The organism is Streptomyces sp. NPDC002144, from assembly GCF_053593695.1.
Genome location: NZ_JBSFDB010000021.1, coordinates 1 through 25,200, shown reverse-complemented (window position 1 = coordinate 25,200; position 25,200 = coordinate 1). Strand labels below are relative to the sequence as shown.

The 25,200-nt window shown below is 71.7% G+C and carries 22 protein-coding genes; 11 read left to right on the top strand and 11 right to left on the bottom strand.

Features of this window, described 5'->3' with window-relative positions:
- Positions 1-8: 8 nt before the first annotated feature.
- The 4 genes from ACWCQ1_RS28565 to ACWCQ1_RS28550 all read right to left on the bottom strand — a co-directional run bounded on the left by ACWCQ1_RS28565 (position 9) and on the right by ACWCQ1_RS28550 (position 5,038).
- On the bottom strand, positions 9-1,358 hold the full coding sequence (locus ACWCQ1_RS28565) for a transaminase (RefSeq protein ID WP_358601480.1): 1,350 nt from the start codon (positions 1,356-1,358) through the stop codon (positions 9-11).
- A 280-nt stretch (positions 1,359-1,638) separates the two neighbouring features.
- A complete protein-coding gene (locus ACWCQ1_RS28560; RefSeq protein WP_358601483.1) occupies positions 1,639-3,162 on the bottom strand; it encodes a helix-turn-helix domain-containing protein in 1,524 nt (507 codons plus the stop codon).
- A gap of 102 nt (positions 3,163-3,264) precedes the next feature.
- A complete protein-coding gene (locus ACWCQ1_RS28555) occupies positions 3,265-4,452 on the bottom strand; it encodes a GDSL-type esterase/lipase family protein (protein WP_451027672.1) in 1,188 nt (395 codons plus the stop codon).
- A 4-nt stretch (positions 4,453-4,456) separates the two neighbouring features.
- Complete coding sequence (locus ACWCQ1_RS28550) at positions 4,457-5,038, bottom strand: TetR/AcrR family transcriptional regulator (RefSeq protein WP_133042574.1); 582 nt, start codon at positions 5,036-5,038, stop codon at positions 4,457-4,459.
- A 72-nt stretch (positions 5,039-5,110) separates the two neighbouring features.
- Between ACWCQ1_RS28550 and ACWCQ1_RS28545 the strand changes: the two genes are divergently transcribed.
- From ACWCQ1_RS28545 to ACWCQ1_RS28530, 4 genes are all read left to right on the top strand, one after another.
- A complete protein-coding gene (locus ACWCQ1_RS28545; RefSeq protein WP_133042575.1) occupies positions 5,111-5,605 on the top strand; it encodes an FBP domain-containing protein in 495 nt (164 codons plus the stop codon).
- Positions 5,606-5,614: 9 nt separating this feature from the next.
- Entirely contained in the window at positions 5,615-6,235 is a 621-nt protein-coding gene (locus ACWCQ1_RS28540) for an L-threonylcarbamoyladenylate synthase (RefSeq protein WP_165954785.1), read from the top strand.
- A 124-nt stretch (positions 6,236-6,359) separates the two neighbouring features.
- Positions 6,360-7,115 carry a dienelactone hydrolase family protein gene (locus ACWCQ1_RS28535; RefSeq protein WP_451027671.1) on the top strand — a complete coding sequence of 252 codons (756 nt, stop codon included), beginning with the start codon at positions 6,360-6,362 and terminating at the stop codon, positions 7,113-7,115.
- A gap of 184 nt (positions 7,116-7,299) precedes the next feature.
- Positions 7,300-8,499, top strand: coding sequence for a glycoside hydrolase family 64 protein (locus tag ACWCQ1_RS28530; RefSeq protein ID WP_451027670.1), 1,200 nt, complete (start codon positions 7,300-7,302; stop codon positions 8,497-8,499).
- Positions 8,500-8,550: 51 nt separating this feature from the next.
- Here ACWCQ1_RS28530 and ACWCQ1_RS28525 read toward each other — a convergent pair whose 3' ends face one another.
- Together ACWCQ1_RS28525 and ACWCQ1_RS28520 are read right to left on the bottom strand one after the other, a co-directional pair.
- Positions 8,551-10,947 carry a M4 family metallopeptidase gene (locus ACWCQ1_RS28525; RefSeq protein ID WP_451027669.1) on the bottom strand — a complete coding sequence of 799 codons (2,397 nt, stop codon included), beginning with the start codon at positions 10,945-10,947 and terminating at the stop codon, positions 8,551-8,553.
- 279 nt (positions 10,948-11,226) lie between these two features.
- Positions 11,227-12,495, bottom strand: coding sequence for an alpha/beta hydrolase family protein (locus tag ACWCQ1_RS28520; protein WP_451027668.1), 1,269 nt, complete (start codon positions 12,493-12,495; stop codon positions 11,227-11,229).
- 225 nt (positions 12,496-12,720) lie between these two features.
- On the opposite strand from ACWCQ1_RS28520, the gene ACWCQ1_RS28515 reads away from it, so the two are divergent.
- Entirely contained in the window at positions 12,721-13,101 is a 381-nt protein-coding gene (locus tag ACWCQ1_RS28515) for a winged helix-turn-helix transcriptional regulator (RefSeq protein WP_133042580.1), read from the top strand.
- Positions 13,102-13,161: 60 nt separating this feature from the next.
- Positions 13,162-13,704, top strand: coding sequence for an FABP family protein (locus tag ACWCQ1_RS28510; RefSeq protein WP_133042581.1), 543 nt, complete (start codon positions 13,162-13,164; stop codon positions 13,702-13,704).
- 37 nt (positions 13,705-13,741) lie between these two features.
- Here the strand turns inward: ACWCQ1_RS28510 and ACWCQ1_RS28505 are convergent, their stop codons facing one another.
- Positions 13,742-14,596, bottom strand: a complete 855-nt coding sequence (locus tag ACWCQ1_RS28505; protein WP_451027667.1) for a helix-turn-helix transcriptional regulator — start codon at positions 14,594-14,596, stop codon at positions 13,742-13,744.
- A gap of 128 nt (positions 14,597-14,724) precedes the next feature.
- On the opposite strand from ACWCQ1_RS28505, the gene ACWCQ1_RS28500 reads away from it, so the two are divergent.
- Both ACWCQ1_RS28500 and ACWCQ1_RS28495 read left to right on the top strand, forming a co-directional pair.
- Positions 14,725-15,543, top strand: a complete 819-nt coding sequence (locus ACWCQ1_RS28500; protein ID WP_451027666.1) for an SDR family oxidoreductase — start codon at positions 14,725-14,727, stop codon at positions 15,541-15,543.
- Positions 15,544-15,705: 162 nt separating this feature from the next.
- Positions 15,706-16,602, top strand: a complete 897-nt coding sequence (locus tag ACWCQ1_RS28495; protein ID WP_358601505.1) for an MHYT domain-containing protein — start codon at positions 15,706-15,708, stop codon at positions 16,600-16,602.
- 42 nt (positions 16,603-16,644) lie between these two features.
- Here ACWCQ1_RS28495 and ACWCQ1_RS28490 read toward each other — a convergent pair whose 3' ends face one another.
- The 4 genes from ACWCQ1_RS28490 to ACWCQ1_RS28475 all read right to left on the bottom strand — a co-directional run bounded on the left by ACWCQ1_RS28490 (position 16,645) and on the right by ACWCQ1_RS28475 (position 20,993).
- The gene (locus tag ACWCQ1_RS28490) at positions 16,645-18,228 is read right to left on the bottom strand and encodes an FAD-dependent oxidoreductase (RefSeq protein WP_451027665.1); all 1,584 of its coding nucleotides are present in this window, start codon (positions 18,226-18,228) and stop codon (positions 16,645-16,647) included.
- Positions 18,213-18,944 carry a class I SAM-dependent methyltransferase gene (locus ACWCQ1_RS28485; RefSeq protein WP_451027664.1) on the bottom strand — a complete coding sequence of 244 codons (732 nt, stop codon included), beginning with the start codon at positions 18,942-18,944 and terminating at the stop codon, positions 18,213-18,215. Before ACWCQ1_RS28485 ends, ACWCQ1_RS28490 begins: the two co-directional genes overlap by 16 nt.
- A gap of 73 nt (positions 18,945-19,017) precedes the next feature.
- Positions 19,018-20,208 carry a lycopene cyclase family protein gene (locus tag ACWCQ1_RS28480; protein WP_451027663.1) on the bottom strand — a complete coding sequence of 397 codons (1,191 nt, stop codon included), beginning with the start codon at positions 20,206-20,208 and terminating at the stop codon, positions 19,018-19,020.
- A 140-nt stretch (positions 20,209-20,348) separates the two neighbouring features.
- Positions 20,349-20,993 (bottom strand): RNA polymerase sigma factor, encoded by a 645-nt coding sequence (locus tag ACWCQ1_RS28475; RefSeq protein WP_358601517.1) that lies wholly within the window; start codon positions 20,991-20,993, stop codon positions 20,349-20,351.
- 240 nt (positions 20,994-21,233) lie between these two features.
- On the opposite strand from ACWCQ1_RS28475, the gene ACWCQ1_RS28470 reads away from it, so the two are divergent.
- From ACWCQ1_RS28470 to ACWCQ1_RS28460, 3 genes are read left to right on the top strand one after another with little or no spacing between them, the layout of a single operon-like run.
- Positions 21,234-22,547: a polyprenyl synthetase family protein gene (locus ACWCQ1_RS28470; RefSeq protein WP_451027662.1), complete on the top strand. Its 1,314-nt coding sequence runs from the start codon at positions 21,234-21,236 to the stop codon at positions 22,545-22,547.
- Positions 22,544-24,094 carry a phytoene desaturase family protein gene (gene crtI, locus ACWCQ1_RS28465; protein WP_451027661.1) on the top strand — a complete coding sequence of 517 codons (1,551 nt, stop codon included), beginning with the start codon at positions 22,544-22,546 and terminating at the stop codon, positions 24,092-24,094. Before ACWCQ1_RS28470 ends, crtI begins: the two co-directional genes overlap by 4 nt.
- Positions 24,091-25,110 (top strand): phytoene/squalene synthase family protein, encoded by a 1,020-nt coding sequence (locus tag ACWCQ1_RS28460; RefSeq protein ID WP_358601526.1) that lies wholly within the window; start codon positions 24,091-24,093, stop codon positions 25,108-25,110. The genes crtI and ACWCQ1_RS28460 overlap by 4 nt, the downstream gene beginning before the upstream one ends.
- Positions 25,111-25,200: the final 90 nt, after the last annotated feature.

Here is a 25,200-nt window from a genome sequence, read left to right as displayed (position 1 = left end):
CCCCCGGTTCACGCGGTCAGTTCGGACAGGGCGGCGGCGAAGACCTCGGTGTGCAGGTCGACGTCCTGCTCGGTGGTGTCCGGGCACATGAGGGCCATGTTGTGGAACGGGGTCAGCATGATGCCCCGGTTGGCCAGGTACAGATGCAGGAAGTCCTCCAGCTCGGTGTCGGCGGCGGCCGCCGACTCGGTGCCGGTGCGCGGGGCCGGGGAGGCGAAGCGGTATTCGGTGCGGGCACCCAGGCGGCTGACGGACCAGGGCAGGGCGTGGGCGTCGATGCCCGCGCGGACGCCGGCCTCGAAGCGTTCCGAGAGCTTGGCCATGTGGGCGAACGCCTCGTCGGTCAGGACGAGTTCGAGGGTGGCGCGCATGGCGGCGACCGAGAGGGCGTTGCCGGCGAGGGTGCCGCCGACGCCACCCATGTCGACCAGATCGAGGTCGGCGCGGCCCAGGAGCCGGTCGGCGAGCTCGGCGGACAGGCCATAGGCGCCGGCCGGGATGCCGCCGCCGATCGCCTTGCCGATGGTGAGCAGGTCGGGCTCCAGGTCCCAGGCGGCGGTGCAGCCGCCGGGGCCGGCCGAGAAGGTGTGGGTCTCGTCGTTGATGAGCAGGGTTCCGTGACGACGGGTCAGCTCGCGTACGCCCTCCAGGTAGCCGGGCTCGGGCAGCACGATGCCGATGTTGGTGAGCGCCGGTTCCATCAGAACGGCGGCCACGTCGCCGTGGGCGAGTTCGCGCTCCAGCTGCTCCAGGTCGTTGAACTCGGCGACCCGGCTGGTCAGCGTCACGTCGCAGGGGGCGCCGACGTTCCCGGGCCGGGCCGCTCCCCCGCCGTCCGGCCCGACCACGATGAGGGATTCGTCCACGCTGCCGTGGTAGCTGTAGCTGTTGAAAAGGATCTTCGATCGGCCGGTGACGGCCCTCGCGAGCCGGATCGCCCACCGGTTGGCGTCCGTCGCGGTCAGCGAGAAGCTCCAGCGGGTCAGACCGAAGCGCCGGGTCAGCTCGGCGCCGACCCACTCGGCGTCCTGCGTCGGCAGCATCGCGGTGGAACCGCCCAGCTCGGTGAAGCGCCGGTTGACCGCCTCGGCCACGGCCACCGGCGAGTGGCCGGTCATCGCTCCCGTGTCGCCGAGGCAGAAGTCGACGTACTCGTGCCCGTCGATGTCCGTGACGCGTGCCCCGCGGGCGGTGGACAGATAGCGCGGGAAGGGGCCCGCCGTCTTGTTCATCCAGGTCATCGGCACCCGGCCGAAGAGGTGGTCGGCGCGGGCGTAGGCGTCCCGCGAGCGCGGGCAGCGGCGCGTGGCCTCCGCGCTCTCGCGAGCCAGCAGCTCCTGAAGCCGGGGGCGGTCCATGGCTCACCTCTGTGCGTCGGTCCGGGTGGTGGCGGGCGAACAGTGGGACGGTACGACGGAAATGACGGCGACATCAAGACCTTGCGACGGAATCGATTGTTCCGACGATCGATTCAAGCGTGCTCGGCACGGCTCGGACGGTGAAAGCCACTCGCACGGTGAAAAGCCAAAAGGGGCCCGACCGGTCCCCCGCTCCGGTCGCGCCCCTAGGGGGGTCGAACTTACGTGCCTGCCGACCGGTTCGGTACCGCGTCGATGCCCGCTGTCGTGGCCGAAGGACTCACCCGTGCACAGGTGAGTCCGGATGGTCCGGTTTCGCCCCGTGGAAGACGGGTGTCCGCAGATCACCGAGGGCGAGGTGCGCGAGGACGACCTCGTACAGGTCGCTGCCGGCGGCCAGGAGTTGGCGTTCGAGGACCGGTTCGGCGCTGCGGACGTGGTCACGGACGGTCTGCGGGTGCATGCCCAGGGTCTGCGCGGCGCGTTCGGCGTTGCCTCCGGCGGCGATCCAGGTGCGCAGGGTGCGGCGCAGGTCGCGGGTGTCGGAGTCGAGCCGGCCGATGAGGTCCCGGGCCCAGGTGCCCAGCGCAGGGCCGGTCAGCAGGTCGGCGAGCGGGGCATGCGGTGTGGTGGGCTCACCGGCGTCGAGGGCCAGGCCGACCTGGGTGTTGAGGGCGAGATGGACGACGGCGCGGACGGTGAGGTCGGCGAAGTCGGCGCGGAGCAGTGCCTCCACGCGTTCCATGCGGGCGCGCACGGTGTTGCGGCTGACGCCGAGGATCTTCGCGGCGCTGACGGCGGTGAACTCCAGGCCGAGGCGGGTGGTGGCGAGGAGTTCGCCGCGGGTGTGATGGGCCAGGGTGTCGAGCGGGCGCAGCAGCCGGGCGGTCCAGGCGTGCAGTGCGGCCGGGTCCATCAGGCGCTCGGGATGGGTGCGTTCGGCGTACACGGCTTGCTTGTCCGGGCGGAACCGGGCGACGGCGAGGGCGCTGACGGCCTGTCCGTAGGCGGTCGCGGTGCTGGCGAGGCTCTGCCGGGCGCTGCCGCCGAGCAGGATGCCGGGCCGCCGGCCGACGAGGTCGCGCAGTTGTACGGCGGCGGTGTCGCGCGGCGCCACGACGATGACGTGCGCGTCGACCGCCGGGCAGCGCACGACCAGCGCCTGTTCCCGAGTCACGTCCAGGCAGTCCTCGGCGATGCGGTCACGGTCCTGCTCGCATCCCTCCAGGACGTAGACGCAGGCGGTGTCGGTGTCCAGCAGGCCGGGCCACAGTCCGGCGGCGACCCGGCGCGCGGCGACGGTGTCCTCCACCATCAGCAACTGCAGGATCGCCAGCCGCAGATCGGAGGTCGCGCGTTTCAGTCGGTGGGCGGCCTCGGTGGACCCGTGGGCCCGCAGCACCAGTTCGAGGACCTGGGCGGTGTGACCGACGATGTCGGAGGCGCGCCGGTCGAAGGGCGTTTCACGGCTGACCGCGAGGACGCAGGCCGTCGGGGACCCGGGCTGCTCCACCCCGACCAGGCGCAGATGACGGCCCGTGTCGTCCCAGGCGGCGGAGGAGATGCGTCCTGCGGCGATGTCCGCCACCAGACCGGCGTCCAGCGCCACAGGCGTTCCGGCGACGAGGCTGCCGTCGGCGCCTTGCAGACAGGCCGAACCGTGGACGGCTCCGGCGAGCCAGGAGACGATCCGGTGGACGTCGCGCCCGGTCTGCCGTAGCTGTTCGAGCAGTTGTCGCGCCCACAGCGCGTCGTCGGCACCCGTCGTCTGCGCGGGACGGCCTCCGTCCCTTCGGCCTGCCATGTCGCCCTTCTCCTCGTGCATCGCTTCTGCCTCGGCGTATCGCGGGGACGTTACCTCACGAGTGCCCAGCGGCCGCAGGAGCACGATCGGACTGACGTGACGTCAGGAGCGGGCCGTGAAGGGGCCCTCCGCGGCGAAGGCCAGTTCCGTGAAGCGCTCGGCGATGAGGCGATGGGTGGGGCCGTCGGGGTGGAGGGCGTCGGGGAGCGGGAATTCCTCGGCGTCCTTCTCGCCGTAGAGCTCGCGGCCGTCGAGGTAGTGGAGGTGGAGGTCGTCGGCCGAGCGCTGGGCGACGATGCGGGCCAGTTCGTCGCGGATGACGTGCAGGGTGAGCTTGCCGCCGGCGACCTCGGCCGGGTCGCCCATGGCCTGGAAGCGGACCTGGTCGGCGGCGAGGCTGTTGACGTCCATGGCGGTGGGGCCGGGGGTGTCCTCGTGCATGGGGCACAGGATCGGCGAGACGACCAGCAGCGGTGTGGTGGGGTGGCCTTCGCGGATGGTGTCGAGGAAGCCGTGCACGGCGGGGGTGAAGGCACGCAGCCGCATCAGGTCGGTGTTGACGAGGTTGATGCCGATCTTGACGCTGATCAGGTCGGCGGGCGTGTCGCGCAGGGCGCGGGCGGTGAAGGGATCGAGCAGGGCGCTGCCGCCGAGGCCGAGGTTGACGAGCTCGACGCCGGCGAGGGAGGCGGCGAGCGCCGGCCAGGTGGTGCTGGGGGTGGTGGCGTTGGAGCCGTGGCTGATGGAACTGCCGTGGTGCAGCCAGACCCTGCGCCCCGAGTACGGGGCGGGCTCCACCGGCGCGTCGGTGCGCAGGGCCATGAGTTCGGTGGTCTCGGTGTGCGGCAGCCAGATCTCGATGTCCTTGTCGCCGTCGGGCAGTTCGGTGAAGCGGAGCGTGCCGGTCGGGCCGGGCTGCAGTTCGGCGGTGCCGGCGGCCATGTCGATGGTGAGGGTGTTGCCGCCGGTGACGGTGCCCTGCGCGTAGGGCGCGCCGTCGATGAACAGCTCGTAGATCCCGTCCTCGGGGCGGTGGGCGAGGCCGGGGTAGACGCGCTTGGTGGGGCGCGCGTCGAGCTCCAGGGTCCGGGTGCGGCTGCGGAGGACGAGGCGTACGCCGGAGGGCTGGGACTCCGCCATGAGGAGCTGTCCGTCGGTGCACTGGGCGCGGGCCCAGGCGGGCAGCCGGTGGGGCAGCACGCCGTCCTCGGTGTGCTCGACCTCCAGGGCGCCGCGCAGCAGGGACGCGGTGACGGGGGTGGAGATCAAGGGTGCGGCGGTGCTCGTCATCTGCTCAGACTCCTGTCGGTCGGGTCGGCCAGTTGCGCAGCAGCGCGTCGAGGGCGTCCAGCATGCGGGCCCAGCTCTCCTCGGAGTCGGGGAGGCTGTGGCTGAAGCCGCCGGCGAGCTCCAGACTCACGTACCCGTGAAAGACGCTTCCGAGCAGCCGGACCGCGTGTGTCTGCTCGGGTTCGGGCAGGTCGTAGCCGCGCAGGAGGGCGCGGGTCATCTGGGCGTGCCGTACGCCCGCGCTGGCGGCGGCCGTCTCGGGGTCGAGCCGGAGCCGGGCGGCCGCCGAGCGGCCGGGGTGCTCGCGGCCGTAGTCGCGGTAGACGTTGGCGAAGGCGGTCAGGGCGTCCTTGCCGGAGCGTCCGGCGAGGGCGTCGGCGGCCAGGTCGGCGAGTTCCTCCAGGGCGAACAGGGCGATGCGGGTCTTGAGGTCCTGGGAGCTCTTCACGTGGGAGTACAGGCTGGCGACCTTGACGTCGAAGCGTCTGGCCAGGGCGGAGACGGTGACCTGTTCGAAGCCGGCCTCGTCGGCGAGTTCGGCGCCCGCGCGGACGAGGCGTTCGGTGGTCAGGCCCACGCGTCCCATGTGCTTCCCTTCGGTCTGCCTGAAGTGATTATGCGTTTGCCTAATAGCTTTAGGCAAATTAGCCTCACGTTTATGAAGCCGCTGACCGAGCAAGAGATCCGTGCCGCCTTCGTCAACTGCAGCAAGGGCGAGGCCAAGCGTCTGTCCGTCCCCCGGGAGCTGGCCGGGCAGCCGTGGGAGGACCTGGACTTCCTGGGCTGGCGCGACCCGCAGGCACCCGATCGCGCCTATCTGGTGGCCGAGTTGGAGGGGCGGTTGCGGGCCGTCGTCCTGCGCGGTTCGAGTGCCGGGTCCTGGCAGACGCGGCGCAGCATGTGCTCGATGTGCCTGACCACGCACTCCGGCGGGGTCTCGCTGATGGTCGCCCCGCGCGCGGGCAAGGCCGGGCAGCAGGGCAACTCGGTGGGCGCCTACATATGCAGTGACCTGGCCTGTTCGCTGTACGTGCGGGGCAGGAAGGACGCGGGCCCCGGCGCCCGGCTGCACGAGACGATCACGTTGGAGGAGAAGGTGCGGCGCACGGTCGCCAACGTCGCCGCGTTCGTGGCCAAGGTGCGGCAGGCATAAGCTCTGCGGATGGCGAAGTACTTCGACGTGCACCCCGACAACCCCCAGCCGCGCACCATCGCCCAGATCGCGGACAGCATCCGGTCGGACGCGCTGATCGCGTACCCGACCGACTCCTGCTACGCGCTGGGCTGCCGGCTCGGCAGCCGTGACGGCATCGACCGGATCCGCACCATCCGCCACCTCAACGACCGGCACCACTTCACCCTGGTCTGCCAGGACTTCGCGCAGCTGGGCCAGTTCGTGCGCGTCGACAAGGACGTCTTCCGCGCGATCAAGGCGTCCACACCCGGCAGCTACACGTTCATCCTGCCGGCGACGCGCGAGGTGCCGCGGATGCTGCAGCACCCGAAGAAGAAGACGGTCGGCGTCCGCATCCCCGACCATGTCGTCACGCACGCCCTCCTCGCCGAGCTGGGCGAGCCGCTGCTGTCGAGCACTCTGCTGCTGCCCGACGAGGAGGAGCCGATGACGCAGGGCTGGGAGATCAAGGACCGCCTGGACCATGTGCTGGACGCGGTGGTCGACTCCGGCGACTGCGGCACCGAGCCGACGACGGTCATCGACTTCTCCGACGGCGAGGCGCAGATCGTGCGGCGGGGAGCCGGGGACGTCTCACGCTTCGAGTGAGCTTCAGCATCATCCGAGGCAGGGGGCCCTTTCGGCCCGGCAGGTGGCCCGTGCAACGATGACCGCACCCGGCCCGTCGGGCCGTGCATCCGGTCGCCGCCGAGCGCGCAGAGAGGCAGCCCCCATGACCTCCGTACAGGGAACAGCCCTTGACATCACCACCGAGGACGGCGTCGCCGACGCCTATGTGGCGCACGCCGCCGACGGCAGCGCCCGGCCCGGTGTCCTGATGTACATGGACGCCTTCGGGCTCCGCCCCCATCTGAAGTCGATGGCCGACCGGCTCGCCGAGGCCGGTTACACGGTCCTGGTGCCCAACGTCTTCTACCGGGCCGGACGTTCGCCGGTCTTCGACCTGCCCGAGTTCATCGACCCGGCCGCGCGGCCGGGTCTGTTCGAACAGATCATGCCGGTCATGCAGGCCCTCACCCCCGAGCGCGCCAAGAGCGACGCGGGCGCCTACCTCCAGTGGCTGGCGGACTCCCCGCTGGTGACGGACGGCCCGGTCGCGGTGACCGGCTACTGCATGGGCGCCCGACTGGTCCTGTACACGGCCGGCGCCCATCCGGACCGGGTCGCCGCCGCGGCCGGTTTCCACGGCGGGCGGCTGGCGACGGACACCCCCGACAGCCCGCACCTGGAGGCCGAGCGCGTCACGGCGGAGCTGTACTTCGGCCACGCCGACGAGGATCCCTCCCTGCCGCCCGAGCAGCAGCAGCTGCTGGAGGAGACGCTGACGGCGGCGGGCGTACGGCACCGCTGCGAGGTCTACGCGGGCGCGCCCCACGGCTACACCCAGGCCGACACGGCGGCTTACAACAAGGAGGGCGACGAGCGGCACTGGGCGGCGCTGCTCGACCTGCTCGACCGCACCTTCTGACCACCATTGGCCAACGACGGGCGCTGCCCGCGGAGTTCGTTCCGCGGGCACCGCCCGTCGTCTTCCGTTCAACTTATTGACATGCACGCGCCTCGGTGGCACGTTGAGAGCGCTCTCAACGTGGTCCGGACCATTCCCCTCAGGTCATCCCCCCACAACAGATGAACCCCCACGGAGGTGGAGCGTGCCCAGAAGGCTCACTCACCGGCTGCTGGCCCCGGCCGCGGCGGCCGCCCTGCTCGCGGCGGTCCTCGCCGTCCACTCACCCTCGTCCGCCGACGCGGCCGTACCCGCCACGATCCCCCTGAAGCTGACCAACAACTCCGGCCGGAGCGACGCGGTCTACGTCTACACGATCGGCACCCTGCTCTCGACCGGACAGCAGGGCTGGGCGGACGCGAACGGCACCTTCCACGCATGGCCGGCCGGCGGCAACCCGCCCACTCCCGCACCGGACGCGTCCATCCCCGGGCCCGCCGCCGGCCAGTCCACGACCATCCGGATCCCCAAGTTCTCCGGGCGGATCTACTTCTCCTACGGCCAGAAACTGGTGTTCAAACTGACCACCGGCGGCCTGGTGCAGCCCGCGGTGCAGAACCCCACCGACCCCAACCACGACATCCTGTTCAACTGGTCCGAGTACACGCTCAACGACTCCGGCCTGTGGCTGAACAGCACGCAGGTCGACATGTTCTCGGCCCCGTACGCGGTGGGTGTGCAGCGCTCCGACGGGACCACGCTGAGCACCGGGCACCTCAAGTCGGGTGGCTACAACGGGGTCCTGAACGATCTGCGCGGCCGGTCCGGCGGCTGGGCCGGACTGATCCAGACCCGGTCCGACGGCACGGTGCTGCGGGCGCTGGCACCGGGGCACGGGCTGGAGTCCGGTGCGCTGCCGGCCTCCGTGATGGACGACTACATCAACCGCGTGTGGCAGAAGTACGCTTCGACGACCCTGACCGTCACACCGTTCGCCGACCAGCCCAACGCCAAGTACTTCGGCCGGGTCTCGGGCAACGTCATGAACTTCACCAACGGTTCGGGCGCGGTCGTCACCAGCTTCCAGAAGCCGGACGCCGACAGCGTCTTCGGCTGCCACAAGCTGCTCGACGCCCCCAACGACCAGGTGCGCGGCCCCATTTCACGCACCCTGTGCGCGGGCTTCAACCGCTCCACCCTGCTGGTCAACCCCAACCAGCCGGACAGCTCCGCGGCGAACTTCTACCAGGACGCGGTGACCAACCAGTACGCCCGCGCGATCCACGCGCAGATGGCCGACGGCAAGGCCTACGCGTTCGCCTTCGACGACGTCGGCAACCACGAGTCGCTCGTCCAGGACGGCAACCCGCAGCAGGCGTACCTGACCCTCGATCCTTTCAACTGACGCGAACGGGCCTCACCCCACGCGGGGTGAGGCCCATGGCCGTGCGAGGGCTCAGCCGGTCGTCAGGGCGGTGTCGTCGACGACGAAGCTGGTCTGGAGCGAGGAGTCCTCGACCCCGCTGAACTTCAGGGTGACGGTCGAGCCCGCGAGGGACGACAGGTCGAAGGACTTCTGGGTGTAGCCGGAGGCGGCGTTGAGGTTCGAGTACGTCGCCAGGGTGGTCGAACCGGCGGTGACCGTCAGCTTGTCGTACGCGGTGCTGCTGGAGGTCTCCGACGTGTCGATGTGCAGATAGAAGGTGAACGTCGCCTTGCAGCCGCTCGGGATGGTCACCGACTGGGAGAGCGTGTCGGTGTGGCTGGAGCCGTACCCGTCGAGCCAGGCGTAGTACGAGCCGCCGTGGGCGCTCTCACTGCTGGAGTTGGTGATCACTCCGCTGGAGGCGGTCCAGGTGGTGTTGCCCGACTCGAAGCCCTGGTTGCCCAGGAGCTGGGCCGAGGTGCAACTGCCGCCGCCACCGCTGGAGCTGACCGTCCAGGTGAAGGAGGCGGTGCCGGTGGCCCCGGTCGAGTCGGTCACCGTGACGGTGGTGCTGTAGGTGCCGGCCGTCGTCGGGGTGCCGGAGATGACGCCGGTGGAGCTGTTGATCGACAGACCGCTCGGCAGTCCGCTCGCGGCGTAGCTCAGGGAGCCGCTGTTGGTGCTGGTGGCGGAGATCTGCAGGCTCACCGCGGTGCCGACGGTCGAGGACTGGCTGCCCGGGTTGGTGACCGTGACGCCGCTGGTCGGCACCGTGATGTGGCTGCCGACGTTGATGCCCGCGAAGGCGTTGCCGACGCCGGCGTACTGGGTGGAGCCGGTGCCGTACAGCGCGGCGGCGGCGTTGAGGGCGGCGGTGCGGGCCCCGGCGTAATTGGTGCTGGACGTCATGTACGTCGTCAGCGCCTTGTACCAGATCTGCAGGGCCGCTGCGCGGCCGATGCCGGCGACGGCGACGCCGTCGGAGGTGGGGCTGTTGTAGGTGACGCCGTTGATGGTCTTGCTGCCGCTGCCCTCGGACAGCAGGTAGAACATGTGGTTCGCGGGGCCCGAGGAGTAGTGGACGTCGAGGTTGCCGACGCCCGAGTACCAACTGTCGGCCGACGAGCCGTCCTTGCTGGGCTTGTCCATGTAACGCAGCGGCGTGCCGTCGCCGTTGATGTCGATCTTCTCGCCGATGAGGTAGTCACCGAGGTCGGAGGAGTTGTTGGCGTAGAACTCCACACCCGTGCCGAAGATGTCGGAGGTCGCCTCGTTCAACCCGCCCGACTCACCGCTGTAGTCCAGACCCGCGGTGTTCGACGTGACGCCGTGGCTCATCTCGTGACCGGCGACGTCGAGCGAGGTCAGGGCGTGGGTGCCGCCGGAGCCGTCGCCGTAGGTCATGCAGAAGCAGTCGTCGTCCCAGAAGGCGTTGACGTAGTTGCTGCTGTAGTGGACGCGGGAGTAGGCGGCGACGCCGTCGTTCTTGATGCCGCTGCGGCCGAAGGTGTTCTTGTAGAAGTCCCAGGTCTCCTGGGCGCCGTAGGCGGCGTCGGCGCCGGCGGTCTGGGTGTTGGAGCCGGATCCGGTGCCCCAGACGTCGTCGGAGTCGGTCATCAGGGTGCCGGTGCCCGAGGTTCCGTTGCTGAGGTTGTACGTCTTGTGACCGCCGCGGGTGGTGTCGTACAGCTGGTACGTCGACCCGGACAGCGTCGTGTTGAGCGTGACGGTGCCGCTGTACTGGGTGTTGCCGGTGCCCGTCTCGACCGCCTGGTAGCGGTGGAGTTCCTTGCCGGTCGTGGCGTCGGTGATGACGTGCAGCTTGCTGGGCGTGCCGTCGTCCTGGAAGCCGCCGATGACGGTCTCCCACGCGAGCCTCGGGGTGCCGGTGCCCGCCCAGATGACCTTGCGCGCGCTGTCGGCCTTGGTCTGCTCGGCGTCGAGGGCCTTGGCGCCGGCGAGGGCCTTCGCCTCGGCGGCCGACTTGGTGACGGCGGCCGTGGTGGTGGCGACCTTGATGGTGTGCTTGTTGTTGAACGTCGTACTCACCGTGCCGGCCGCGAGGGAGGCGGGCGGGGTGTGCACGACGAGGTCGCCGCCGAGGACCGGCAGACCGGCGTAGGTGCGCTCGTAACGGGTGTGCAGCGTACCGTCGTTGTCCTTGACGACGTCCTTGACGACCAGCTTCTCCTTGGCGCCGAGGCCGAGGGTGCGGGCGGTCGCGGTGGTGTTCTGCTGCGCGGCCCTGATCAGGGCGGTGTGCTGCGCCGGGCTCAGCTTCGCCTCGACTCCCCCGGTGCGCAGGGGGCTGGGGCGGGCGGATGCCGGCTCGGCGTTCGCGGGGACCGACTGCACGCCGACGGCGAGGAAGGCGGCGGTGGAGAGCAGGGCTCCTACCGCGGTCCGCTTGCGAGGGATGCGTCTCACTCGTTCTCCTACTGCTGCGGCCGCGTGGGGCGACCGGTGAGAGACCGGGCAGCCGGGTCTGCTGTCCGGGACGAGCCGAGCTGTGCGGGACCGGGCACGCGCGGCGGCGACGTGCGGCTACCGTGCGGTAGTTGAGAGGGAGAATGACAGACTTGTCGTAGACATGTCAGCAGGTAAGGAGCGCGTCAAGGGTTATCCCTCGGTGAGGGGTGGGGGCGAGGCCCCCGCCCCCGGCAGAACTGTGCTTCACCTGTTCTTTCGCTGTGCCACGCCCTACCGCTACCGCACGAAGGTGATCGGGTACGGCGACGGACCGCCGTCGAGCAGATGGTCGTCACGGCCCTTGAGGAACCGGTCGAAGAACGAGGCCACCAGCGCCCGGTTGGCCGCCACCGCTCGATGTGCGTCGACCGTCCCGACCGCCGCGTCCAGCGTCGCCGCCGGGACCCTGCCCGCCAGCTGCGGCAGCAGCGCCTCGGCGTCCGTGAACGAGGCGTGCACGGAGTCGTCCAGCGTCACGTCGGCCTTCCAGCCGCGCTGGTGCCGCCAGAACGACGCCCACGACGGCTCGCGGCGTACATCGCTCCCATCGGCCGAGCTGCTGCCCATCAGCAGAAACGGCCGGTCCAGTCCGTGCAGGGCGACCTCGCTGAGGTTGGTTCCGTCGGGCTTGGAGGTGTACTCCAGCGTGCCGTCCAGATCGACGCCGGCCTTGATCCGCCGATCGCCGTACATCGTGTTCGCCGCCGTGAACCCGCCGGCGGAGTGCCCGAACATGCCGATCCGGTTCAGGTCCATGCCGTGGCTCAGCCGCTTCGGCAGACTCGTCAGCCGGTCCAGCACCAGCTCGGTGTCGGCGATGCGCGTGTCCATCAGCTTCGTGAAGAACGCCAGGGTGGTGCCGTTGCGGAACGCCTGGTCCCAGGCCGCCGTCATCGGCCCGTTGCCCACCACATGGCCGTCCGGGAACTGCACCGCCGGGGCCTCCCCCGTGTGATCGACGGTGACCACCACGTAACCGCGCGAGGCGAGGTCCTCGACCAGGGACACGTTCCAGCCCCTCGGGTCCCCGGCACCGGGCGAATACAGGACGACCGGGAAACGGCCCGGTGCCATGGCGGCGTCCGCGACCGAGTGCGTCCTCGTGGCGGCCCACTCCACCAGACCGGCCGGCAGCATGTCGCCCTCCTCGACCGCGGCACCGGTCGCCGCGGCCACGGCCGGCGGGAACTGCTTCGTGAAGGGCCGCCCACCCGTGTGCACCGCCGGGTAGAACACGCTGATCATCAGCTCCCGGTAAGGCCGGCCGGCCACCCACGGGTCCGCGCGTTGGCCGTCGACGAGCCGGAAGGACGACTCTCCGGTGGCATAACGGGCGCGCGGCGCGGGAAGCGTGAGCGTCACCCCCTTCCCAGGCTTCGACGACCCTGCCGATGCCGGCGCGGCGTGCGAGGCGGACACGGCCGAAGCGGGGACGACGGCCGTCACGGCAAGACCGGGGACGACGAGGCCGACCAGACAAGCGGCGACGAGACGAGAGCTGCGCATGGAGATTCCTTCGGATGCGGCGCTGCGGTGCTCGGACACCTCGACCTTCGCAACACGCCCCTCCATGAACCATCGTGCTGCCAGGCCTTTCCCCCCTCGGGAAATCCCCACCGCGGCAGGGCGGTTGACCGCCCGATGACCTCGGTCTCCTGTGGTTACTGAGGAACCACAGGAGAGTAATATCTGTTCCTTCGGGAAAGTGGTGCTCAGTCACTGGGAGATCCGATGGGAACCAAGCAGGTCGGTGGCTCGGTCGACGCGGCGGATCTGCGGCGGGCGGACTCGTTGGCGCGGGAGATCTTCTCCGACGTGGCCAACAAGTGGGCGTTCCTGATCATCGAGGCGCTCGGCGAGGGCACCCTCCGCTTCACCGAACTGCGCAACGAGATCGAGGGCGTCAGCCACAAGATGCTCACCCAGAACCTGCGGATGCTGGAGCGCAACGGCCTGGTGGAGCGGACGGTGCACCCCACCGTCCCGCCGCGGGTCGAGTACACCCTGACCGACGCCGGCCAGGGATTGCGGGCGACGGTCGACAGCATGTGCGACTGGACTCACCGGTACTTCGGCCACATCGAGGCGGCTCGCAGCCGTTTCGACGCCTGACGCAGGGGGCGGCGGCCCTAGGCTCTGCCCCGGCACCGGCACAACCCGAGGAGCGCAGCCGTGTTCGACGTCGTAGCGGAGTACCCGTATCCCGAGAGCCGACGACCGGACACGTCTCCCCCGCCGCATGAACTGCTGCAACCGGTGCTCGGCCTGCTGGGGGTGTGGCGCGGGCGCGGCCAGGGCGAGTATCCGACGCTCGATGCCGACTTCTCGTACGCGCAGGAGGTCACCTTCAGCCACGACGGTCGGCCCTTCCTGCGGTACGAGGCCCGGGCGTGGCTGATCGACGGGGACGGTGCGCCCGTGCGACCGGCGGCGCGCGAGAGCGGGTGGTGGCGGCTGCAGCCGGAGGGCCGGGTGGAGGCGCTGATCACCCAGCCGACCGGGATCGCCGAGATCGCGGTGGGCGGGGCGGCCGACGGTGTGGTCGACCTCGCCACCGACAGCGTGGCCCTGACCCCCACGGCCAAACAGGTCGACGCCACCCGCCGCCGCTACACCCTCACCGACGAGGACACCCTCGCGTTCGTCCACGACCTGGCGGCGGTCGGCCAGCCGTTGCGGCATCACCTGTCGGCGACGTTGCGCCGCGAGCGGTAGGTCGGGGCGGCCTTTCAGTTCCCGGATACGGCCCGGTTCAGTTCTCGGATGCTGCCCGGTCACGGTCGGGCTGGTCGGCCGTGAGGCTTCCCAGGAGAGCGAGGGCCTGTTCCGAGGTGCTGCCGGGGGCGGCCTGGTAGACGACCAGTTGCTGGCCGGGAGCGCTGTTGACGGTCAAGGACTCGTAGTCCAAGGTCAGTTCACCCACGAGGGGATGCTGGAAGCGTTTGGTCTCGTGACTCTTCTGGCGAATGTCGTGGCGGGCCCACAGGTGCCGGAACTCGGGGCTCTTCAGGGAGAGTTCGCCGACCGTGCGGATCAGGCGGGGGTCGTCGTGGCCCGTGCCCGCCGAAGAGCGCAGTCCGCCCACGGTGTTGACGGCGACCCGCTCCCAGTCCGGATAGAAGGTGCGCGCGTCCGGATCCAGGAAGACCAGCCGCACCAGATCCTCGCTGTAGGTGTGGCCGGCGAAGAGGGCCTTGCCGAGGGCGTTGTGGGCGACCACCGTCAGGCAGCGGTCCAGGACCACGGCCGGGGTGCGGTGCCAGTCGTACATCATCCGCAGCAGGACCGGGCTGACCCGCTCGGCCCGTGCGCGTGACGTGGGCCGTTTCGGGGCCGGGCGGGCCAGGCCGTGCAGGTGGTCGGCAGCCTCCGCGTCCAGGCGCAGGGCCTGGGCCAGGGCGTCGACCACCTGGGCGGAGGGGTGCCGTTCACGGCCCTGCTCCAGGCGTACGTAGTAGTCCGAGCTGACACCGGCCAGCAGCGCGACCTCTTCCCGGCGCAGCCCTGCGACCCGGCGCCGGCCCGTGACCGGCAGGCCACTGTCCTCGGGGCTCACCAGGGCGCGCCGGGCGCGCAGGTACTCGCCGAGCGGGTTCGCGCTGTCCATGGCCACAACCCTAGGCACGCGCACCCCGGGAGGGGAGACCGGATGGTGGCCGCAGTACTCCTACGATCGGCGCTCGGCGGAGAGCGGCGGCCTGGTTCGCCGATCCGGTCGGCACCAGGCTCAGCGGCATGACTTCTTCATCTCCCCACGGGGACACCACGCTCGTGGCCTACGACACCCACCGCCTCGCCCCGCCTCTGACCGGTCGGGTCGCCGTCGTCACCGGCGCCTCCAGCGGCATCGGCGCCGCCACCGCCCGCCGGCTGGCGGCCGGGGGTGCCGATGTCGCCCTGCTGGGCCGCCGCGAGGACCGGCTCGAGGAACTGGCCGAGGAGCTCAGGGCGACGGCGTCCGGCACCGTCCTCCCGTTCGCCGTCGACCTCACCGATGTGGAGGCACTTGACGGCGTCGCCGAGGCCGTCGGCTCAGGTCTCGGCCGGGTGGATCTCGTCGTGGCCAACGCCGGGGCGATGCTCGGCGCTCCCTTCGAGGCGGCCCGGACCGACGAATGGGACCGCATGCTCGACGTCAACCTGCGCGGTGTGCTGCACACCGCGCGGGTCTTCACCGGCGGTCTGCTCAGCGCCGCGGCCGAGGGGCGTCCCGCGGATCTGGTCCATGTCGGCTCGGTGGCGGGCCACTCCCTCTACCCCAACTGGTCGGTGTACTGCGCCACCAAGGCCGCGATCGCCCACCTCACCCGCAATCTGCGCGCCGAACTGGGCCCCCGCGGAGTGCGCGTGCGCACCGTCGAACCGGGTGTGACCGTCACGGAACTCGGCGCGGACATGCGGGACGACGACATGCGGACGACGCTGGACCGGATGCGCAGCGATCTGCGACCGCTGGCCGCCGAGGACGTGGCCGAGGCGATCGCCTTCTCCGTCGCCGCGCCGGCGCACGTCAACATCGCCGAACTCGTGGTGGTGCCCGTGCAGCAGGGCTGACCCCGAACGGTCGATCATGGCGAGAACTCGCCCATGGATGACCGAAGTCGATCGTCGGTATTTGAGAATTATTCAATTACCGGCGGTAAGCCCTTGATTCCGTGCGGTGCTTGCCCGTAGACCTTGCTCCACAACCGCGGTGACTCTGGGGGGAGTTGGCGTATGCAAGGCACGATCGACGGGTTCCGCTACGGCGCGGTGACCCCGGTGGCGGCCTATCTGACGGCCTGCCTGGGAGGGGCGCTCGGACTGCGGTGCATCGTCCGCTCCCTGCTCAACCAGCAGTCCTGGAAGCCGGGTTGGCTGGCGCTGGGCGCCGCGTCCATCGGCTGCGGGATCTGGACGATGCACTTCATCGCGATGCTCGGCTTCCAGGTCGCACAGACCGGGATCCGCTACGACACGGGTCTGACACTGCTGAGTCTGGCCGTGGCGATCGTCGTGGTCGGCATCGGCGTGTTCATCGTCGGCTACCTGGGGGCCGGCCGCGTGACGTTGGGCGTCGCGGGTGTGATCACCGGCCTGGGCGTCGCCGCGATGCACTACCTCGGCATGGCCGCCATGCAGGTCAACGGGGACATCGTGTACGACACCGTCACCGTCGGCCTGTCGGTGCTGATCGCGATCGTCGCCGCGACCGCCGCACTGTGGGCGGCGGTCTCCATCCGCGGTTTCCTGGCGAGCCTCGGCGCCAGCCTGGTGATGGGCGTGGCCGTGTCCGGCATGCACTACACCGCGATGGCCGCGGTCAGCGTCCATGTGCACGGCTCCGGCACCTTCGCGGGCGACTCGCCCACGTCCCTGCTGCTGCCCATGCTGCTGGGACCGGCGGTCTTCCTGCTGCTGGCCGGTGTGGTCGTCATGTTCGACCCGCTGCTGGTGCTGGGCGACGGCGAGTGGAACCGGTCGCCGTCACCCCCGCGGGCCGACGCGCCCGCGCCCCGGCCCGACGGCACGCTCCTCGGCGGTCCCGCCGTGACCGCGCGGGCCCGGCAGGAGACGTACGGCATCGCACCCGCCGCACCGCAGTGGGCCCCGCCGCGCGCCGACGAGTGGTGACGTCCGAAGGGTGCGCGGGCCGGTCACTCGTCCGGCGACAGCTCACCCCGGCCGCCCCACCCGGGATACCCCTTTCGGGTACTCGGCACGGCGCAGACGGAGACGGCCGTGGTTGGGCACGGTCCACAGCGGGTGCCCCCGTACTCCCCAGTCCCGCAGCAGGACGTTGGCGGCGAGGAAGCCGCTGGTGGCCGCCCGTTCCATCAGGGCGACGGGCAGGTCGGTGCGGACGAGGTCACCCGCGAGCACCAGTCCGGGGTCCGGCGTCCTGACCCCGGGTCGGTCGCCGTACCCGCCGACGGGGAACAGGGGGCAGTCCTGGCGCCACTCGTGCCGTGCGTCGAGCACCCGCGCGTCCCGCGTCTCCGGGTAGACGTGCGCGAGCTGCTCGATCAGGTGTTTGACCTCCACGGCCTGGTCCGCGTGTTCGGGCAGGGCGTACCCGTGGAGTTCGACGACGGAGCCCCCGCTGCGCACGGCCCAACGGGCCGCCTCGCCCTCCCAGCGCTCCAGCACGCTGACGTTGTCCAGGGAGCCGTATCCGGCCGTGCCCAGAAAGCCCGGTCGGTCGGGGGCGACGGGACGGTCCAGCCAGAGCCGGGAGACGAGGAAGGGCGGAGCGGTGCGCAGCCGGGCGACGCGTTCCCGCCATTCTGCGTCCCCCAGGTCGGTCGAGCGGGCGACCAGCGAGCGCAGTCCGGCGGTGTCGAGGGCCAGGACGACGGCGTCGTACTCGGTCTCCCGGCCGTCGGCGACGACGCTGAAGGCGCCCTTGGGGGTGCGTGAGACGGTCTCGACCTCGGTGCAGGTGCGGATGGTGGTGCCGTGCCGCCCCAGGTAGGCACCGAGGGGGTCCCACAGTCCCGCAGGGAAGGGCTCGCGCGGGACATCGAAGAGCAGGCCCTCGGCGGAGCCGAGGAAGTAGATGTGGAACATCAGCACCATCTCGGCCGCCGACAGGTGCCGTGGGTCGGCGAAGAAGCTCCGGGAGAAGACCTCGAACGCCAGGTGCCGGGCGGCCTGCGGAAAACGCAGGGTGTCGAGGAAGTCGTGGGCGCTGACGTCGTCGTAGCGGGCGTACACCTCAGGGACACGCACGTCGAGCAGGGGCAGCGCGGCGGCGGGATTCATGCGGAGCAGGTCGCGGGAGCGGAAGGACGGACTGAGCGCCACGAAGCCGAGCGCGCTGAGCGGTGGGGTGCGCGGAATCCTGCGGAAGCTGTCGTACAGCCCCTCGCTGTGCCGCAGCGGGTAGTCGGGCAGGCCGGTGAGGCGTGAGAGGTGGGGGTCGGTGCGGCGCAGCAGGCCGCGCAGGTTGTAGTACTGGCGGAAGAAGGCGTGGAAGCCACGGCTCATGGTCACGGTGGAACCGTCGCGCAGCCGGGTCGTCCAGCCGCCGACCCGGCCGCCCAGGTGGGCCTCGCGTTCGTGGAGCGTGACGTCGACGCCGCGTTCGGCCAGCGCCGTGGCGGCGGCGAGACCGGCGATGCCGCCGCCCACGACCGCGGTACTGCGCGGTGTGCCGCTCACCGCGGGTGCTCCGGGCGGCGGGGGCAGGAGGACGGCCTGCCGGTCCCGTCCGGGGCGGCGGCCGCGCGCCGCCGTGCCGGTCACCGTGGGCTCCACGCGAGCGGCTCCGCGCGGCGGGCCACGACGGTGTGGGCGATGCCGGTCTGCCAGCCGGGCAGGGGCAGGGCCCGCACCCGGTCGAATCCGCCGGCCCGCACCCGGTCCGTGAACTCCTCGACGGTGTCGAAGTCGACGACGCTGCGCCAGAGATGGCGGTAGAGGTCACCGTCGCCCAGCGCCGCGGCGACGGGGAGCACCATTGCCCGGCACACGGCCGTCCACACGGCACGGTCGACCGGGCGCCCGCTGAGGGTGTACTCGTGGACGGCGAGCCGGCCGTGCGGGGCGAGCAGACGGTGGACGGTGGCCAGCACGGCGTCCGGGTCCGCCACGTTACGGAAGAGGTAGGCGGCGAAGACCGCGTCGAACGGCCCCTCCACGCCCGCCTCGGTCAGGCCCTCCGCAGCGGCGCGCACGAACCTCACGCGCGGGTCCCATGCCTTGGCCCTGGCGCGCTCCAGCATGCCCGGCGAGGCGTCGACGGCGATGATCTCGGCCTCGGGCAGCACGTGCCGGAGCGCTGCCGTGGAGGCGCCGGTCCCGCAGCCGAGGTCCAGGACGCGCAGTCCCGCGCCGGGAGCGGGCAGGCCCAGCCGTCGCGCGGAGCGGCGCAGGTGGGCGTGGTAGCCGGGGTTGGCGGCCACCAGCAGGTCGTAGCGGTGCGCCGCATGGTCGAATGCGGCGGCCAGCTCCGCGTCACGCAGCACGGTCACGCTGCCTCCTGGGGCGGGTCGTCGGGACGTTGGGGGATGCGGGCCGGCCGAGTCCGTGGCGGCACAGGGCGGGTCAGCGGGGGAAAGGGCGTCGGGGCAGCCCGGGCACTTCCAGGGCCGCACGAAGCATGGGCAGGACGGGGGTGCGCAGGCCGATGGCGAGGTCTTCGTGCCAGCGGGTCTCCCCGTCGAGGAAGCGCAGCAGGCGCGCCATGGGCACTCGGGCGAACAGCCGGGAGAAGAAGGCGGCGCCGTCCACCAGCCCGCTGTCGAGGGCGTGCAGCAGCACGGCGTCCATACCGCGGGCCCGCGCGGTGTGGGGTTGGGGCGGCACGGGGTCGCGGCCCTGGCGCAGTGCGGCCGCTACGGCCGCGGTCTGGCGCTGCACACCGGAGAAGGTGTAGCCGGTGGAGGGCCGGGTGGCTCCGCCGGCCGCGCCGATACGGAAGACGCATGCCCCGGTACGGCGCGCGAACCGGGCGTCGGTCATCGGGATGACACCCGTCTCGGTCCCGATGATCTCCAGGTCGCCCAGGCCCAGCACGCTGCCGGTGTAGTGGCGCAGCGCCTTGTCGTACACGTCCGGCGCCAGGACCGCGGACGAGAACTCGGTGTACTCCACCAGGGCCGCGCGGGGACCGGTGGGCAGGACGTAGCCGAAGGACAGGCCTCGTGCGGGCTGCGCCGTGCGGAAATCCATGAACTCCACGCGGGCCGGATCGAAGACCGGCCGGTCGGTGCGCACGAACCAGCCGTGGAAATGCTGCAGCAGGGTAGTGCGGGCGGCGGGAAGGCTGCCCAGCGGCCGCGAGTCGAACACCCAGCGGGCGCGGAGGGAGTCGGCGTGTCCTTCGGGCGTGCGGGTGTTGACACGCGCGCCCTGCGGGAGGTCTTCGATGCTCTCGACCGTGGCTTCCAGCCGTTGCACCTGTGCGCTGCGGGCGAGGTCGCGTTCGACGAGCCGCTCGAAGTCGTCCGAGCGGATCATCTTGTACGTCAGCGGTGCGATGTCGTGCTGGACGGACTCGCCGGAGGGGTGGCGGACGCGGAGGCGGTGCCACGACCAGGTGACGGCCGCGTCGAAGCGTCCGCGGCCCGCCTCCCAGAAGCACCAGGTACGCCGGGGCGGACGCAGTGGCCCGGGCGGGGCGTCCACCAGCACGACCGACAGGCGGCCGGGCCTCGGCGGGGGGCAGGAGAGGCGGTGAGCGAGGGACAGGCCCGCGGCCCCGGCTCCGATGATGGCGATGTCCGCCTCCGGCACGATCGGTTCACTCCCCCTGCGGTGCTGCCATGTCTTCTGCCGTGTCTTGAGGACACATGCCCTGTGCAGTACCCGTTCGGGTGCGGGTCGCCACCCTGCCGTTGTCCGTTCGGAGCAGCCGCATCGGTCGCGCAGCGTTGTCACGCCGCGCAGTCGACGCGTTCGTCCGTGCCGAGTCGGCGCGCGAGGCGGTGCAGCCCTCGGCGGGCGTGGCTCTTGACGGTGCCCAGCGGCCATCCGGTGACCTCGGCGATCTGGGTCTGGGTCAGGTCGTCGTAGAAGGCGAGATTGAGCACCCGTCGCTGCGGGGCGGGCAGCCGTGAGAGTTCGTCGGCGAGCAGGACCCGGTCGATGGCGCCCTCCGGACTCACGGCCTCGTCGGGGGCGACCAGAAGCAGCCTGGCGCCCGCGGCGGCGACCAGTTCGGTGCGCCGGGTCCTGGCCGAGAGCGCGTCGGCGATCTTCCTGCGGGTGATGCCCATGAGCCAGCCGGGCAGCGTGCCGCGTCCGGGCGCGAACCCCGAGCGCCCCCGCCACGCGGCGAAGAAGACCAGTTGGGTGACGTCCTCCGCCTCCTTCGCGTCCCCCAGCGAGCGCCTGGCGAGGGCGTACACCAAAGGGCCCCAGCGGCGGTGCGCGGCTTCCAGACACGCCTCGTCACCAGCCAGGAACCCATCGGCGAGATCGGCCTCATCGATGTCCGGACCGGGGAGCGACCCGGGCGTGGGCAGGCGGGGAGCGGGAGCCTCGCCGATGTCCGCGCTGGTTTGCTGGGCAGTCGTCATGGCTACTCCTCCGCTGGGCCTTTTGGTCGCCGTGAGCTACTGCGGCCCTTCCACGGTGCAGAAGCGATGCAAGGCGAACAACTCGCATCGTCTTTGCATCGAAATGGTCGCCGGCGAACGGGCCGGGGAAGCCCCCTGCCGGTGTTTCCGAGCCCCACCGCATCCGATCGGGCCGCTCCCGCCGAACCGGTGACCACGACGCGAACTCCGATCGCGAGGATCTCGATGAGGGGAACCGGAATGAGCCCCACCGTGACGCAGGACCACCGTGCGAACGGGCGTCCACGCGAGCACCCGAGCTGCGAGGAGGGCTCCCCCGCGCCCGCGCAGCGCACAGCCGGCGCACCGGCCCCCGGGCTGGGCGACCGGGGCGAGGGCCCGGCGCCCTCGCCCTACGGCCCCGACCCGCACGCCGTCGACGCCGACGTGACGGGCGCGGTGCGCGCGGTGCTCGGCGACCTGCTCGCCCGTCGGCTGGCGGCGGCCGAGGCCGTCGATCCGCTGTTCGGCGAGGACCTGGCCGCCCGGGTCGCCCGCTTCGCGGAGAACGGCGGCAAACTCACCCGGTCCCGCTTCGTGTGGTGGGCCCTGCGCGCGTGCGGCGGAAGCGAACCCCCGCGCGCACGGGCCGCTTTGCGCGTCGGAGCGGCCCTCGAACTCGTCCAGACCTGCGCCCTGGTCCACGACGACGTGATGGACGAGGCGCCGACCCGCCGCGGACGGCCGGCTCTGCACATCGATGTCGCCGCCCAGTACCCCGAGGCCGGGCGCCTCGGCGAAGCGGCCGCGATCCTGGCCGGTGACCTGGCCCTCGCCTGGGCGGACGACGTGGTGGCGGACACGGAACTGCCCCGCGAGACCGCCCGCCGGGTACGCGAACTGTGGAGCGCCATGCGCACCGAGATGGTGGCCGGGCAGTACCTGGACGTCCACGGCGAGGCCACCTCGGCACGCTCCCTGCTCCGCGCGATCCGCGCCGCCCGCCTCAAGAGCGCCCTGTACTCCGTGGAGCGCCCCCTCGCACTGGGGGCCGCGCTCGCCGACGCCGGACCCGCAGCGACCCGGGCGCTGTGCTCGGCCGGCCGCTGCGTCGGCCTGGCCTTCCAGCTGCGGGACGATCTGCTCGACGCCTTCGCCGACCCGCGCGACACCGGCAAGCCCGCGGGCGGCGACATCCGCAGTGGCAAGCCCACCTACCTCGCCGCCGTCGCCCAGGCGCGGGCGGAGGCCTCGGGTGACGAACGCGCACAGGCCGTGCTGCGCGGCACGCTCGGCCTCAGGGACGCCTCCGACGCCGAAGTGGCCGCCGTGCGCGAGGTGTTCGCGGCCACCGGCGCCAAGGACACCGTGGAGGTCAAGATCCACCGTCTGGTGGCCCAGGGTCTGCGCCACCTCGACGGCGCGGTGCTCGAACCCCGGGCCCTCGACCACCTGCAGGGGCTGCTGCGGTCCGCCGCCGGAGTGCCGGCCACGAGCGTGGTGGACGTCCTGACGTCCGGCACGGTCACCGGCTCCCCGATCCTCACCGCCCAGGACCCGAGGGACGAGCGATGACGCGTACCGTTCCCGGCCGCACCGATCACGTCGTGGTCGTCGGCGCGGGGCTGTCCGGGCTGGCGGCCGCCCTGCATCTGCTCGGCGCCGGACGCCGGGTCACCGTCGTCGAACGGGACGCGTCACCGGGCGGCCGCGCCGGGCGGCTGGTGCGCGGCGGCTACCACATCGACACCGGCCCGACCGTGCTGACGATGCCTCATCTCGCCGACGAGGCGTTCGCCGCGGTCGGCGACAGTCTGCGCGCACGCGTCGACCTCGTCCCCCTGCACCCCGCCTACCGTGCCCGGTTCGCCGGCGGCAGCACCCTGGACGTCCACACCGGCGCCGAGGCGATGGAGGCGGAGATCGAACGCTTCGCGGGCGCCCGTGAGGCAGCGGGATACCGACGGCTGCGGATCTGGCTGGAGAAGCTCTACCGGGTGCAGATGCGCCGCTTCATCGACGCCAACTTCGACTCACCGCTGCAACTGCTGCATCCCGACCTCGCGCGTCTGGCCGCCCTCGGCGGCTTCGGACGCCTGGACGCGCGCATCGGACGCTTCCTGCACGACGAGCGACTGCGCCGGGTCTTCTCCTTCCAGTCCCTGTACGCGGGGGTGGCACCCGAACGCGCCCTGGCGGCCTACGCCGTCATCGCCTACATGGACACGGTCGCGGGCGTCCACTTCCCGCGCGGCGGCATGCACGCCCTGCCCCGGGCCATGGCGGACGCCGCCGCCCAGGCGGGAGCCGAGCTGCGCTTCGAAGAGACCGTCACCCGTCTGGAACGCTCCGGCGACCGCGTCACGGCCGTCGTCACCGACACCGACCGCATCGCCTGCGACGCCGTGGTCCTCACCCCCGACCTGCCCGTCGCCTACCGGCTGCTCGGCCGCGCCCCCAGGCGGCCGGCCGCGCTGCGGTTCTCGCCCTCCGCCGTGATCCTGCACGCCGGCACCGACCGCACCTGGCCCTGGCTGGGCCACCACACCATCTCCTTCGGCAGGGAGTGGCGCCGCACGTTCACCGAACTCACCGAAACGGGCCGCCTGATGAGCGATCCCTCCCTGCTCATCACCCGACCGACCACCACCGACCCCTCGCTCGCCCCGCCCGGACGTCACCTGCACTACATCCTGGCCCCCTGCCCCAACACCGCCCTGGGCCCCAGCGCCGCCGACTGGGGCGACCTGGCACCCGGCTACCGCGCCCGCCTGCTGAGCGAACTGGAGCGGCGCGGCCTGGACGGCATCGCCTCCGCCGTGCAGGAGCAGTGCCTGATCACCCCGGCCGACTGGCAGGCCCAGGGCCACGCGGCGGGCTCGCCCTTCTCCGCCGCCCACACCTTCGCCCAGACCGGGCCCTTCCGGCCCCGCAACCTGGTGCGCGGAACGGCCAACGCCGTCCTCGCCGGCTGCGGCACCACCCCCGGCGTCGGCGTCCCGACCGTCCTGCTGTCGGGCAAGCTCGCCGCGGCCCGCATCACGGGCGCCGGCAAGCCCCCGGCCACCGCTGCCCGCACCCGCCCCGCCGCACCGAACTCCCGGGAACGGAGGCCCGCATGACCGACCGTGAACTCGACGCCGCCGGCGTCGTCGACGCGCGCCTGCGGCAGGCGTACACACAGTGCAGGCGGCTCAACGCCCGGCACGGCAAGACGTACTTCCTCGCCACACGCCTCCTGCCGGTGGCCCGCAGACCCGCCGTGCACGCCCTGTACGGCTTCGCCCGCTGGGCCGACGACATCGTCGACACCCTCGGCACCACGACCACCGCCCAGCGCGCGAACGCCCTCCTGCGCCTCCAGCGGGAGCTGGAACAGGGGCTGCGCCACGGCGACAGCACCCAGCCGGTGGTGCGCGCCCTGGCCGACACCGCCCACCGCTACGCCATCGACCACCAGCACTTCAGCGACTTCATGACGGCCATGCGCGCCGACCTCGACGTCACGGACTACGCCACCTACGCCGACCTGCGCACCTACACCTACGGCTCCGCGGAGGTGATCGGCCTGCAGATGCTGCCGGTGCTCGGCACGGTGGTACCGCGTCAGGAGGCGGCACCGCACGCGGCCGCCCTCGGCGTGGCCTTCCAACTGACCAACTTCCTGCGCGACGTGGGCGAGGACCTCGACCGCGGACGCGTCTACCTGCCCGTCGATCTGCTGGCCGCACACGACGTGGACCGGCACCTGCTGCGCTGGAGCCGCGACACCGGACGGCCCGACCGCCGGATCACCGCGGCGCTCAGGGACTTCGAGCAGCTGACCCGCGCGCTCTACCGCGAGGCGGCCCCCGGCCTGGCCATGCTCGACCCCGTCTCCCGGCCGTGCATCCGCGCCGCGTTCGTGCTGTACGGCGCGATCCTGGACGCGGTCGCCCAGGACGGCTACCGCTCGCTGCACCGCCGTGCCGTCGTGACGGGCCACCGCCGTGCCGTCGTCGCCGCCGACGGACTCGCCCGGGTGACCGCGGCCAGACTCCGGGCCCGAGCGACCGGGAGCCCGGCGGTCCCGGCGCCGACGAGCTCCCCCGAACCCCACTCCGAGCCCCCCTCACGGGCCGCCGAGAGGATCACTTGACTTCTCCCCCAGCTGAAGCCGGGAGATTCTTCCCTCGCGGGTTGAGCTTTCTGCTTCTCAGACAGCAGCTGCCCCGAATTAACGGCAAGG

Excerpts from the sequence above, each read along its gene's own strand:
- ACWCQ1_RS28565 (WP_358601480.1), bottom strand. The coding sequence starts at position 1,358 with ATGGACCGCCCCCGGCTTCAGGAGCTGCTGGCTCGCGAGAGCGCGGAG.
- ACWCQ1_RS28560 (WP_358601483.1), bottom strand. The coding sequence starts at position 3,162 with ATGGCAGGCCGAAGGGACGGAGGCCGTCCCGCGCAGACGACGGGTGCC.
- ACWCQ1_RS28555 (WP_451027672.1), bottom strand. The coding sequence starts at position 4,452 with ATGACGAGCACCGCCGCACCCTTGATCTCCACCCCCGTCACCGCGTCC.
- ACWCQ1_RS28550 (WP_133042574.1), bottom strand. The coding sequence starts at position 5,038 with ATGGGACGCGTGGGCCTGACCACCGAACGCCTCGTCCGCGCGGGCGCC.
- ACWCQ1_RS28545 (WP_133042575.1), top strand. The coding sequence starts at position 5,111 with ATGAAGCCGCTGACCGAGCAAGAGATCCGTGCCGCCTTCGTCAACTGC.
- ACWCQ1_RS28540 (WP_165954785.1), top strand. The coding sequence starts at position 5,615 with ATGGCGAAGTACTTCGACGTGCACCCCGACAACCCCCAGCCGCGCACC.
- ACWCQ1_RS28535 (WP_451027671.1), top strand. The coding sequence starts at position 6,360 with ATGACCTCCGTACAGGGAACAGCCCTTGACATCACCACCGAGGACGGC.
- ACWCQ1_RS28520 (WP_451027668.1), bottom strand. The coding sequence starts at position 12,495 with ATGCGCAGCTCTCGTCTCGTCGCCGCTTGTCTGGTCGGCCTCGTCGTC.
- ACWCQ1_RS28515 (WP_133042580.1), top strand. The coding sequence starts at position 12,721 with ATGGGAACCAAGCAGGTCGGTGGCTCGGTCGACGCGGCGGATCTGCGG.
- ACWCQ1_RS28505 (WP_451027667.1), bottom strand. The coding sequence starts at position 14,596 with ATGGACAGCGCGAACCCGCTCGGCGAGTACCTGCGCGCCCGGCGCGCC.
- ACWCQ1_RS28500 (WP_451027666.1), top strand. The coding sequence starts at position 14,725 with ATGACTTCTTCATCTCCCCACGGGGACACCACGCTCGTGGCCTACGAC.
- ACWCQ1_RS28495 (WP_358601505.1), top strand. The coding sequence starts at position 15,706 with ATGCAAGGCACGATCGACGGGTTCCGCTACGGCGCGGTGACCCCGGTG.
- ACWCQ1_RS28475 (WP_358601517.1), bottom strand. The coding sequence starts at position 20,993 with ATGACGACTGCCCAGCAAACCAGCGCGGACATCGGCGAGGCTCCCGCT.
- ACWCQ1_RS28470 (WP_451027662.1), top strand. The coding sequence starts at position 21,234 with ATGAGCCCCACCGTGACGCAGGACCACCGTGCGAACGGGCGTCCACGC.
- crtI (WP_451027661.1), top strand. The coding sequence starts at position 22,544 with ATGACGCGTACCGTTCCCGGCCGCACCGATCACGTCGTGGTCGTCGGC.
- ACWCQ1_RS28460 (WP_358601526.1), top strand. The coding sequence starts at position 24,091 with ATGACCGACCGTGAACTCGACGCCGCCGGCGTCGTCGACGCGCGCCTG.